This window comes from Streptacidiphilus sp. ASG 303 (assembly GCF_020991365.1).
In the GTDB taxonomy this organism is placed as follows: Bacteria; Actinomycetota; Actinomycetes; order Streptomycetales; family Streptomycetaceae; genus Peterkaempfera.
The window spans coordinates 92,248-103,283 of sequence record NZ_JAJLRA010000023.1; the positions used below are offsets into that span (position 1 = coordinate 92,248).

Consider the following 11,036-nt stretch of genomic DNA (forward strand, 5'->3'; position numbering starts at 1 on the left):
CGCCGTGGTGGCGGCGGTGTCTCCGGCGGTCGGAGAGGTCCGGCGCGTGGCGGCGATGCGCTCCTCGGCTGGGGCGTCCATGCGGGGGAGGTGCAGGCCTGCGGGGGAGAGGATCCGCACAATCCGCGATTTGGGTCGGCTACGGACAGCTGGTAGACGCCGCCCGGATCCGGGCCGCGATGTTCCAGGTGCACAGCCAGGACAGCGTGGCGTCGAATCCGGCTGTCAGCTCCTGCTGCCAGCAGACGGGGAGGGTGCCGGTGCCCCGCCAGGGCGGGGCACCGGGTGGTCAGACGTGCGGGTTCTCAGTGGGCCGGTCGGCATCGGTGGCGGCCTGGAGCAGCTCGATGAGGTCCTCGGGGGCGGAGGAGCGCTGGTCGATCCACCACCCGGCGCGGGTGATGGTGCGAGCCGTCCCCTCGATCGTCTCCCACTCTGCGTCGCTGATGTCGCCTTCGAGGACCAGAGCGGTGTAGGCGGCGGCGAGGATCTGGTGACGGCAGCGCACAGCCCAGGCGACGGCACGCTCGGTCCCCTCCAGGGGCGGCATGCGGTACTGCTGGGACCAGGCTTCGGACTCGGCCTGCTCTTCGGCGCGCTTGGCCTCCAGCCAGGCGGCCCTGTCCCGACCGTCACCGTCCTTGGCATCCCGCCAGCAGTCGGTGCACTCCTGCCTGGCGAGCCACTCGGCGAAGCCGACGCGACGGTCGGCAGCTCGATCGGACAGGTCGCGCTCAGCCTCGTGCCCGCAAGAATGGATGATCTGCCAGGTGGTCTTCACGGCCATGGGAAATGCTCCTTACCGGAGTGGGGTCAACGGTTGCGGGAGAATGCGAAACGCGGATCGACCGGATGTGCGGCCTGAGCGGATGCGGTCGGCGCGGGATGCGGCGCCTTGCCGCCCGGGAGGCCGCTCCGGGCTGGGCCGGCAGCGAGCGCTGCTGTCGCGATGGGGAACGTGCGGGTGGTGAGGCCCGGACTGTGCTCGCGGGCCGTTGCGATCCGGGGGCCGGGCAGGCGGTCCTTGGCTACGCCCTGGGCGAGGCGGGGCTGGACGGCCACCTGGAGGTCGAACCGGTGCATCGACCGCGTGGCGGCGGCTACCTTCGTGAGGGCCTGGTCCCGGCCCGTGGTGATGGGCAGGGTGTAGATGTCCAGGTGCGGGTTGTGACGCCAGCCGTGCTCCTCCAGGATCTGGCGACCGCCGAGCGCGAAGGAGTGGTCAGCAGTGGCGGCGACGATGCCGAGCTGCGGGTGCTCGGCGAACGCCACGTCCGGCTCCCCGCGGCGGGTCCGGTCGCGGCCAGCAGCCGGTTCGGGATCCAGGACGGGGTCGAACGCGGCGTCCGCGTCGACCCGATAGCCGGCCCCGCGCAGCAGCATGACGGCCCGCCTCGCGCGGTCCTGCCCGTCGCGCTGCTGGTCGGCCAGCGCGTACAGCGTCGGGTGGCCGGGGACCGGGTGGAAGTCGAGCCCTTTGAGCATCCAGGTGCTGGCGGTGAGTTGTTTGGGGTTGGCGGCGACGATGCCGTGGTCGGGATGGTGGCCGATGGCGACGTCGGGCAGCGCATCGTGTTCGAGAGAAGGCATCGCAGGTCCATCCGGTGCAGGGCGTAGGGGCGGGTGAGAGCGGGGAGAGGTCTGCTGGCGCGGGGCATGGAGGCCTCCGATGCGGAGGCTGTGCGGGCGAGAGGATCAGGAAGCTGGCGCCGCACCTCCGGACGCGGCGGCGGAATGGAGGGCGGATGCTTCAGCCGGAGCGAGCTCGCGGACCGATGGGGCCATGCGCGCATCGGTGTCAAACAGCCGCCGTTCGGCCGGGTGCAGGACGTGCTGGGTGATGAAGCTGCGGCCTGCGACCTTCCACAGGCCCCGGCCCTTGGTGAGCGCGGAGACGGCCCGGGTCTCGACACCGGTCAGGCCCAGCAGGGAGGCCGCGGCGGCGAGCTGGTCGGGTTCCTGGCGGTAGATGATGCGGGTGGAGCAGTCGGCGAGCAGGCCTTCGGCCAGGACCCGGCCGCGCGAGCCGGCGTCGCCGGCAGAGAGCAGGTCGGACAGGCGGTGGATGACCATGAGGTTGGCGATGCCCAGGCCGCGCGAGAGCTTCCACTGAGACTGCATGCGCTCCAGCAGGCCGACGTGCCGCATCACCCGCCACGCCTCGTCGTAGATGACCCAGCGCCTGCCGCCGTCCGGGTCGGCGAGTGCAGACTCCATCCACGCCGAGGCGCAGGTCATGGCGAGGACCAGGGCGGTGTCGTCGCTGGAGCCGCCGAGGCCGGACAGGTCGATGGACAGCATCGGGGCGCTCGGGTCGAAGGCCACGGTGGAGGGGGCGTCGAACATGCCGCCGAGATCGCCGTGGACCAGGCGGCGCAGGGCGTGGGCCAGGTCCTCGGCGGCGGGCCCCATCCGCCCGGCCCGGTCGCCGAGCGCCCGCTCCAGGCGCTCGGGTGAGCCGAGGGTGTGCGCGATCCCGCCGAGCAGCGGCACCGAGCCCCTCGCCTCGGCGTCCGCGACGACCAGGTCCAGGGCGAGGTCCAGAGCGGTGTGCTCCATCGGCAGCAGGTCCCGCTTGAGCACGGTGCGGGCGAGACCGGCCGTCAGCAGGAGGCGGCGCTTGCGGACCTCGCCCGCCCAGTCGTCCTCGCTCACCGCTGCGGGCCGGGCAGGCGCGTCGAGCGGGTTGAGCCGGCCGGGCAGGCCGGGGCCGAGCGCGATGGCCTGGCCGCCGAGTGCCCGGGTGACGCCGGTCCACTCGCCCTTGGGATCGCAGGGGACGTAGACCCGGTAGCCGTGGGCGATGGCCCGGGTGGCGATGGACTTGGCGAGCGCGGACTTGCCCATGCCGATGATCCCGGCGAGCACCGCGTTGGGGTTGGTGAAGCCCTCGACGCGGCCGCTGGCGTAGAGCGAGAACGGGTCGTAGCAGAACGCGGCTTCGGCGTGGACGTCTCGGCCGATGAAGATGCCCTCCGCGCCCAGACCGCCCTCGGCGAGGAACGGATAGGCGCCGGACGCGGTGGCGGTGGTCATCCGATGGGCGGGCAGATGCATCCTGCCGCCGCGCGCCGAGGCCGGGCCGGGACGACCCGAGGGCGGATAACTGGCCCGCAGCTCCGGATCGGCGCGCTCCTCGCCGCTCCGCTTCGGCGGATCCGCCGCCAGGCGCGCTTGCCGGCGGGCCTCGGCGAGGCCGGCGCGAGCCGTGCGCTGCTGGGCGCGGGATGCCTTGCGGGGGACGAACAGCTGTGAGGCGCTGGCGCGGGTCCTGGGCATGGGCGGTGCCTCCGATGGGGTCAGTGGCGGACGAGGCCGGTGAAGGGGGAGTGCAGGCCGACGGCGGTGGTGCGGTGGCGGACCAGGCGGGCGGTCCGCTGGTGGCGGCGGCAGATGGTCAGCTCCGGGGCGCCCTCGGGCACACGGGCCCGGCGGGCTTCGCGGTCGGGGACCTCTCCCGTGCGGGGCCGGGGCGCTGCGTGGTAGGCGGTGTGGAGGTGGTCGGCGGCCTGCCACAGGCGGGTCCGCGCGGCGTCGAGGTGGTCTCCCTCGCCCGGGAGCAGGGGAGAGGTGCGCTGGGCGTGGGCGTCGAGCAGCCCGTGCAACGCGACGAGGTGGGCGTGGAGGGAGTCCAGCTCGGCGCGGGAGGCGACGAGGGGCCCCGCGGGGATGTTCAGTGCGCGGTGAAAGTCGAGGGCGGCGGTCGCATACGGGACGAAGTCCTGCGCGGTGGCGGGGGTGGCCGGCATGGCGGTGCTCTTTCGGCAGAAATGGTGGCCGGCTTCAGACGGCGAGAGCGAGCGGCAGCGCGGCGGCGGTGAACGCCTCGGCCTGCTGCCAGGTCAGCGGGCGCAGGTCGATCTGGGCGCTGACCGCTGCGGTCTCCACCGCCGCGCACGCGGAGCGGAGCTCCTCCTCAGAGTCGGCCGAGACCGTCAGCAGCCCGGTCAGGGCGACGTCCGCGTGGCCCGCGATGAGCTGGCGCTCCCGGGACTTGATGTCCTGGTACTCGACGGAGTCGGCCTCGGAGTCGACCTGGCCTCGCCGCGCCCGCTCGGCGGCGTCGGCGATCACGCTGGCCTTCCGGCGCTGGACATCGCGCAGGGCTACGTCCAGGCCCCTCGGCTCGTAGGACAGCGACAGCGTCCGGCGAACCCCGGCGGTGAACAGCAACTGGTGCAGGAACCCGGCCGAGGCCTCGGTGCGCGGCCAGTTCTCCACCCAGTACGTGGCGTGGACAGCGGAGTCGGTGGCGATGTGGTCCGCCTTCTCCACGACCACCACCGGACCGGCCGCGGCGGGCTCCGCCTCGGGACGTCCCGAGGCGGACCAGCGGTCAAGCGCGGCGAGGGCCTTGGGGTCGTAGGCGGTGCGGACGACGGCGGCGATCTCCTGGGCGGTCAGCCATCCGGCGGGGTTGAGCCCGGCGGTGCGGGCGGCCTGATCGAAGGTCGCGGTCAGCTGGGCCAGGACGGAGAAGGCTCCGGCGGGGCCGCCGCCGGCCTGGTTGATCAGGCGCCGCGCGGCCTTCGCGTCCAGTGACACCGCCACGTAGGCCTCGTGCGGAGCTGCGGCCGGTCCCGCGCTCTGGATCAGCTCGCCGTAGACCGCCCCCGCAAGGTGGGCATCGGGTCGGCCGTGCTCCTCCCAGTAGCGGCGCAGGGCGTCGCCGGAGTCGGGGACGGTGCGTTCGATGACCTGGATCCGGGCCACCTGCCCGGTGCGGGCGAGCGCGGCCAGGGCCCGTCCCCATCCGCTGACGTTGGCATGCTGGGTGCCGGGGTCGAGCAGGGCATAGGCGCGACTGCTGACCTTGACGACCGCCGTGAGGGTGCCGGTGTGCGGGTTGTGGACCGCGCCGTAGCGGCGGTCGGGGGCGGTGACCACACGCAGGCTGGCGGCGGTGCCGGGCAGGTGGAGAAGCCCCTCGCGCACCGGGCGCCGGGAGGGCCGGGCGAGCCAGAGCAGCTGGCCCCGCATCCGGCGCAGTGCGTAGCGGACGGTGATGGGAGCCCAGTCGGCCAGGGCCCGACCCCGGTGGCGGACGAGGACGACGGCGGCGACGGCGGCCCACAGCGGTATGAGTTCGAGTGCGCCGATGATGCCGCGAGTGAGAATCACCGCGAGCAGGAGCAGGCCGGTGAGGCTCGCGACGACCAGCTGCGGGGCGGTGAGGCCCAGCAGGATGCCGCGCCTGCTGCGATGGGGGAACTTCACGGTGGCCGTGGTCGTGTCGGCCTGGGAGCTGTCAGTCATGGCGGTTCCATACAGGAGGATCGGGCGGAGAACAGGTCGCTCGGCGCTCTTCCGGAGTGCACGGCAGGACTCCCTCGGTGGTGGAGGCAGCGGCGGGCCCGGGGCGGGCTGCTGACAGCGGTCCGCCCTGCGTGGTGGTCCGGTCAGGAACCGGACGTAGGCGGCTGGGGCGGGTAGATCCAAGCGGTAGGCGCGGGGGAGCCAGTTCCCGACAGGCCTGCTGCGTGCGCCCGCGCTGCGGAGTTGCTTGGGCCTGAGGGGGCGCCTTCAGCAGGTGGTGCGGAGACCTCGCGAATCAAGCTGCCAAACGGAGCTGACGCACCTGCGGGCTGGTCGGCCGAGCCGCCGCCGGCATTCGGGGTGACCCCTTCGGAGCGTCCGGCTCCGGTGTCGTTGGGGCGGGTGATGAGCGGTGGGGTTCCGGGGCGCCGGATCACGGCCCGGTCGCGGTCGCCTTCCGCGTTCGGGTCTTCGCCGTACCGGAAGCCGGTCCGTCGTGGTGCAGGCAGCCCGGCGTCGATGCCCTCTTTGCCGAGGGTGCCGCCGGCCGGGTTGATGCCGGTGACGACACCGCCGCCGTCCATCCCCGGCACCTGGCTGGGGCCCTGTGGGGCGGGGGCGCCGGTGCCGGCCTGCAGGGCGAGGCTGCCCGCGGTCTTCGCCGCCCCGGCGGCGACCGCCACGCCGGCAATGCCCGTGCGGTGCAGGTCGTCGTGGCCGCCGCCGTCGGACGCCCAGCGGACGAACCTGTACGTGGCGTACGGGCACAGCAGCACCAGCACCATCACGACGAGCCCGGCCAGGGCGTCGGACAGGGCGCCCAGGCCGTCCTTGGGGTCGGACTTGCCCAGGGCGGAGACGCCGATCAGGAAGACGACGGTCATCAGGAGCTTGGAGACGACCAGGGTGGCGGTGGCCTCGATCCAGCCCCTACGCCAGCGTTTGGCGGCATCCCAGCCGCCGCCGGCCCCCGCGAACACCGCGAGGGTGACCAGAACCAGGATGCCGACCTTGCGGGCGACCATCACCCCCCAGTACACGAACGCGCCGATCGCGCAGCCGAGGGCCACCAGGGCGGGGACGGCCCAGCCGAGCTGGAACATCGCGCCGAGCTCGGAGACCTTCACCAGCCGCCGGACCGCGTCGTCGACCGACGTGCCGGCGGCTTGGAAGAGCCCGGCGGACAGCGCGTCCACCACGGTGAGGGCGACGGTGGTGAAGGAGACGGCGCAGAAGGAGAACAGGACACCGGTCATGGTGCCGACCGCGGCCCGGGCCAGGGCGCGTTCGTCCCGGCGCCAGGCGGCCGTCATCAGCTGCAGGCAGAACGTGCCGACGGTCAGGACCAGGCCGATCGGCAGGATCAGTGCGTAGTTGTCCCGGAACCAGCCGGCGTTCAGGTCGACCGCGGTGGTGGAGTCCACGGCCCTGGCCGCGAGGTCGGCGGCGCCGGCAGCCAGCTCGCCCATGCTCTTGGCGATCCATGCGCCGATGCCGTCGGTCACGGCCCCGCCGGGGTTGGCGGCGAAGTCGACGGCTCCGCAGACCTTGTCCATCAGGGGGATGTCGCAGACACCCATCAGGGAAACCTCCTCTCTGTCGTGGAGCGGACTCAGGGGGCGACGGTCGGCATGACACCGGCCAGGGCGCAGTCCTTCGAGGGGCGGCACTGGACCGCGAGCGTGACCGTGCGCTCCTCGCCACCGCCGTGCGGCGAGGTCCGCCAGCCGATGGACTGCCGGCCGGTGACCGTGACGGCGTAGATGTACGCCTCGGTGATCGCCTCGGGGTCCGCCTGAACGGCCCGGGTGAACGAGTCGGGGAAGTGCGCCTCGGCTCCGGTGGCGGTGGCGAACTGGCCGCTGTCGGCCATCCGCCCCCACAACACCGGCGACGGCACCTGGGCCTCCACCGAGTCACGGTCGGCGTACTTGGATTCGCGCGTCAGCCACCCCCGAAGGGCGGCCAGCAGCTCCGGCTGTGAGAAGGAGCGGGTGTCGTAAGACCACAGCGCCACGGCCGCCGCCTTCCCGAATGTGATCGGGTCTCGCGTGCCCGGAGGAGCGGGAAGGGTGTCGTGGGGCCCGCGAGGGAGCGGCGAGCCAGGCATCGGCGCAGCGGGAGGCGGCGGCGAGGCCCAAGGTGGCCGCGCAGCCGGAGAGCCCGGGTTCCTGATGTCCCGGGTTAGGTAGGCGGCCAGTCCGGCGAGGGCGACGAGCACTGCAAGAGCGGCAGTGCCGAGCAGTACCCGGCGGCGCACACGCGACGTGTCGCGAGGGTTCGGAGAGCGGACAGGCATCAGTGGACCTGCGTCCCCAATGTGCTGAAGAACGCAACCACACCGTTTGCCGCACCCAGCAGCAGGGCGGCGCCGGCGGAGACCAGCACGCCCTTCTTGCCGTTGGCCTCGGCCTGGTGGCCGCCCGAGTGATGGCCCCAGGCCCACACACCGGCGCTGACCGCTAGCGCGCCCACCACGGCAATGATCCCGAACAGGTTGATGGAACCCATCACCTCCTTGAGGACCGCAAGGCCGGGCAGGCCGCCCTCGTTCGGCTTGATCCCCGGGTCGTAGGCCAGCTGTACGGCCTTGTCAGCGAGAAACATAAGGGAACTCCAGTTCGGTTGAGTGCATGCCGGGGCCTGAGCGGCCCAAGCGGTGGCATGAGGAGAGAAAGAAGGGAGGGCTGTCAGGTGACGCGGCGTGCCGCGAGGATTCGAGGCTTCCAGGACGCCAGGGTCGAGATGCGGACCACGTCGCCGGTGTGCGGGGCGTGCACGATCAGGCCCCGGCCTATCACCATGCCGACATGCTCAGGGACTGCGGCCGTCCCCTCGGTGAAGACCAGGTCGCCAGGCCGGAGAGCATCTACCGGCACCGGCGTTCCCTCCTTGACCTGCGTGTACGTTGTCCGGGACAGGGCGACCCCGGTGGCCTTGTAGGACTGCTGCATCAGTGAGGAGCAGTCGCAGTGGCCCATCGGGTCCTGCCCGTGCGCGTCCGTGCAACTCCCGCCCCATTGATACGGGGTGCCGAGCTGGCCCAGTGCCCATCGGATCGCCGTCCGCACCCTGGGCGGAGCGTCCGACGGGATCTCATATCCGGTCGGCAGCGTGCCGGGCGGTATAGTCCCGAAGCTGGTCCCGTCTCCGCCGCTCTCGCAGCCGCCCGTAGGACTCGGCGGAGCGCTCCCCGTGGTGCCCGGCCCGGATGGGGAAGGCATCGGTGAGGCTCCGCTGTCCTTGGGTATCAGTGGCTCGATGGCCTGCTGCAGGGCGGTGGCCAGCGGCTCCCACTTGGCGTACGCCTGGGGGAAGCCGGACCTCTGCACCGCCTGGGCGGCCTGGGCGACGGAGAGGGACTGCCAGCCCGGCACCTTCTGCAGCATGGCGTAGAACATGGTCGAAGCGTGTACGGGGTCGAGGATCTCGGCTGCGGTGCCCCAGCCCTGCGATGGGCGCTGCTGGAACAGGCCCAGGCTGTCGCGGTCGCCGTAGGTGAGATTCCGCAGGCCGCTCTCCTGCAGCGCGGTCGTCAGCGCCACGACCTGCCCTCGGGCCGGGATGTGCAAAGCCCCCCCGGTGGCCTGGACGGTCTTGGCATTATGTACCTGATCGGCCGGATCGTTGAGACCCCCCACCGATACTGTCCCCGTGCCGCTACCGTCCAGAATCGCCTTCACCTGCGCTGCCACAGCCGAGCCGTCCACCGCCGTTGTGCCGTTGGTGAAGCAGGAGGCCGAAGCGCTCCCGGCTGCGACGGCGAGGACCGGCACGGCCAGGAGCAGCGGACCGGCCGCGAACAGACCCGCCACTGCTCCGGCTGCCTTCTTCACCGCCGCCGCCGTCCACTGAGACGCCGCGCCCGGCCACTAGGCGGGTCGGGGTGTGGGTGTATCAGGGCGTGCTGCATCGCAGCGGCTCCTTGAGGTTCGTAGGAGGCGTGGTGCCGACTCTCGTGCAAAGTCGTCGGCACCGCGCCGATGTGCATCCGCCGCTCGGACGGACCCGGGCCAGAGGGGAGTTGATAGCTCCCGGACGCCGGTCATGGATTATGCGCGGCAGCCGGTCGCGCTCGTAATCTCAGCCCGAACACACAGCTCTCCAAAAAGGCAGGGAAAGGCACGGAGGTGGGTCCGCCTGCTGTGCCGTTGGACAGGGCAGTACGGATCAACACAGTTCAGCCAGGGTGGAGTTGGCCTCTTGCCCGGTTGGCATGGCGAGACAGTAGAGCGGTATTCCGGCCGTACCAAACGACCTTCCACAAGGCCTGATGCCGCCCGTTGGTGCGGCCGGGAATCGCGGCTACCGTCCCGGACATCCCCCTCCCGACGGCTGCCTCCGTGTACGTCCCGGAGCGGGTTCACCCTGCCCTGAGAGAGGCCCCCATGAGCTACACGCTCCACCGAGGCGACGCCCTCACCGTCCTCAAATCCCTGCCCGACGAGAGCGTGAATGCGGTCATTACCGACCCCCCATACAACTCCGGCGGGCGGACCAGCTCGGAGCGCACCAGCCGCGACGCCCGCACCAAGTACGTCAACTCAGGCTCCGCGCACGACCTCCAGACCTTCCCCGGAGAGAACCGCGACCAGCGCTCCTACCGCTCTTGGCTGACCGCCCTGCTCACCGAGGCGTACCGGGCGTCGACCGAGCACGCGGTCGCCATGGTCTTTGGCGACTGGCGCCAGGAACCCACCACCAGCGACGCCCTGCAGATGGCGGGGTGGACCTGGTCCGGCACCATCCCCTGGATCAAGCCCGCCAGCCGGCCCCGCAAGGGCGGCTTCAAGCAGTCCGCCGAGTTCATCACCTGGGGCGTCAAAGGCACCCTCGACAAGAGCCGGGCCCTCTACCTGCCCGGCCATTTCATCGCTTCCCAGCCCCGCAAGAACCGCGTCCACATTACCCAGAAGCCCGTCGAGATCATGCAACAGCTCGTCCGGATCTGCCCCGAAGGCGGCACCGTCCTCGACCCTTTCACCGGATCCGGCTCCACCGGCGTCGCCGCCCTACGCGAAGGCCGGCAGTTCATCGGAGTCGAACTCTCCCCGCACTACGCCGAGGTAGCCGAGCGACGGCTCCGAGCCGAACTCACCCAGGACGACGTCGTTCTGGCAGGACCGGAGGCGTGAGCATGGCACTGAACATGCTGGGGCGACCGGGCCCCAGACGCGCCAGGGTGGCTGGAGCATGTCAACGCTCCAGCCGCCCTGGCGCCGTCGTCAGGCAGCCTGAACCGCCCGGCGGATTAGCCTCGGGCTTTCACCAGCAGGGCCATCCGGAGCCTGAGCACAGCCGCGAGAAGTACTCCTGGCCTGCAAGATTCGGGCTCGTCGAGGGTCCTGTTGGGTGCGGGGAAGGAAGCACTTCTCAGGTGAGGCGGCGCGCCACCCCCGACCCGGGCGCTTCCCTGCTGGTCTCCGTAGCGGTCTATGCTCGTAGCGATGAGGTCGCCCGCACGGTAAAGAACGGGACCCGGGGTGCGGACAGGGTCGTTTGCCTCATCACCTTCACGTGATCGAATCCTCGCTGGCCCTCGCGGCGTCACCGCAGCAGGCTGTCCGACGGTTGGTCAGATAAGTGGAAAGTGCCTCTGGCCAGCGAGAATAAGGATTGTCGAGGTCCTTGTTCCCGCGCCATTTGGAGGCACTGAGCGACTCTGTCGGGGATCTTCGATGGTCGGTTACTTGCCCTGCCGCCACCAGCATTCCCAGCGCAGCCCGTGGGAGTCGAGGTAGTGCTGGAAGGCCGTGGGGTAGCGGGGGCGGTGGGCGCGT

10 protein-coding genes are annotated in these 11,036 nt (G+C 71.6%); 1 reads left to right on the forward strand and 9 read right to left on the reverse strand.

Going from position 1 to position 11,036, the window contains the following annotated elements; genetic code table 11:
• Window positions 1–289: 289 nt before the first annotated feature.
• The 9 genes from LO771_RS23330 to LO771_RS23370 all read right to left on the reverse strand — a co-directional run bounded on the left by LO771_RS23330 (window position 290) and on the right by LO771_RS23370 (window position 9,092).
• A complete protein-coding gene (locus LO771_RS23330) occupies window positions 290–787 on the reverse strand; it encodes a hypothetical protein (protein ID WP_230746050.1) in 498 nt (165 codons plus the stop codon).
• A 26-nt stretch (window positions 788–813) separates the two neighbouring features.
• Window positions 814–1,590 carry a hypothetical protein gene (locus LO771_RS23335; protein WP_230746052.1) on the reverse strand — a complete coding sequence of 259 codons (777 nt, stop codon included), beginning with the start codon at window positions 1,588–1,590 and terminating at the stop codon, window positions 814–816.
• A gap of 105 nt (window positions 1,591–1,695) precedes the next feature.
• Complete coding sequence (locus LO771_RS23340; protein WP_230746055.1) at window positions 1,696–3,279, reverse strand: ATP-binding protein; 1,584 nt, start codon at window positions 3,277–3,279, stop codon at window positions 1,696–1,698.
• Window positions 3,280–3,299: 20 nt separating this feature from the next.
• Window positions 3,300–3,749 carry a DUF6238 family protein gene (locus tag LO771_RS23345; RefSeq protein WP_230746057.1) on the reverse strand — a complete coding sequence of 150 codons (450 nt, stop codon included), beginning with the start codon at window positions 3,747–3,749 and terminating at the stop codon, window positions 3,300–3,302.
• Window positions 3,750–3,783: 34 nt separating this feature from the next.
• A complete protein-coding gene (locus LO771_RS23350; protein ID WP_230746059.1) occupies window positions 3,784–5,256 on the reverse strand; it encodes an SCO6880 family protein in 1,473 nt (490 codons plus the stop codon).
• Between the two features lie 143 nt (window positions 5,257–5,399).
• Complete coding sequence (locus tag LO771_RS23355) at window positions 5,400–6,836, reverse strand: ATP-binding protein (RefSeq protein WP_230746060.1); 1,437 nt, start codon at window positions 6,834–6,836, stop codon at window positions 5,400–5,402.
• A 32-nt stretch (window positions 6,837–6,868) separates the two neighbouring features.
• A complete protein-coding gene (locus LO771_RS23360) occupies window positions 6,869–7,555 on the reverse strand; it encodes a hypothetical protein (RefSeq protein ID WP_230746062.1) in 687 nt (228 codons plus the stop codon).
• The gene (locus tag LO771_RS23365; protein ID WP_230746064.1) at window positions 7,555–7,863 is read right to left on the reverse strand and encodes a DUF6112 family protein; all 309 of its coding nucleotides are present in this window, start codon (window positions 7,861–7,863) and stop codon (window positions 7,555–7,557) included. Before LO771_RS23365 ends, LO771_RS23360 begins: the two co-directional genes overlap by 1 nt.
• An 83-nt stretch (window positions 7,864–7,946) precedes the next feature.
• A complete protein-coding gene (locus LO771_RS23370; protein WP_230746066.1) occupies window positions 7,947–9,092 on the reverse strand; it encodes a C40 family peptidase in 1,146 nt (381 codons plus the stop codon).
• Between the two features lie 552 nt (window positions 9,093–9,644).
• On the opposite strand from LO771_RS23370, the gene LO771_RS23375 reads away from it, so the two are divergent.
• Window positions 9,645–10,391, forward strand: coding sequence for a site-specific DNA-methyltransferase (locus tag LO771_RS23375; protein ID WP_230746076.1), 747 nt, complete (start codon window positions 9,645–9,647; stop codon window positions 10,389–10,391).
• Window positions 10,392–11,036: the final 645 nt, after the last annotated feature.

What these genes read in the sequence shown, in the direction of transcription:
- LO771_RS23330 (WP_230746050.1), bottom strand. Translation starts at nt 787, where the DNA reads ATGGCCGTGAAGACCACCTGGCAGATCATCCATTCTTGCGGGCACGAG.
- LO771_RS23335 (WP_230746052.1), bottom strand. Translation starts at nt 1,590, where the DNA reads ATGCCTTCTCTCGAACACGATGCGCTGCCCGACGTCGCCATCGGCCAC.
- LO771_RS23340 (WP_230746055.1), bottom strand. Translation starts at nt 3,279, where the DNA reads ATGCCCAGGACCCGCGCCAGCGCCTCACAGCTGTTCGTCCCCCGCAAG.
- LO771_RS23345 (WP_230746057.1), bottom strand. Translation starts at nt 3,749, where the DNA reads ATGCCGGCCACCCCCGCCACCGCGCAGGACTTCGTCCCGTATGCGACC.
- LO771_RS23350 (WP_230746059.1), bottom strand. Translation starts at nt 5,256, where the DNA reads ATGACTGACAGCTCCCAGGCCGACACGACCACGGCCACCGTGAAGTTC.
- LO771_RS23355 (WP_230746060.1), bottom strand. Translation starts at nt 6,836, where the DNA reads ATGGGTGTCTGCGACATCCCCCTGATGGACAAGGTCTGCGGAGCCGTC.
- LO771_RS23360 (WP_230746062.1), bottom strand. Translation starts at nt 7,555, where the DNA reads ATGCCTGTCCGCTCTCCGAACCCTCGCGACACGTCGCGTGTGCGCCGC.
- LO771_RS23365 (WP_230746064.1), bottom strand. Translation starts at nt 7,863, where the DNA reads ATGTTTCTCGCTGACAAGGCCGTACAGCTGGCCTACGACCCGGGGATC.
- LO771_RS23375 (WP_230746076.1), top strand. Translation starts at nt 9,645, where the DNA reads ATGAGCTACACGCTCCACCGAGGCGACGCCCTCACCGTCCTCAAATCC.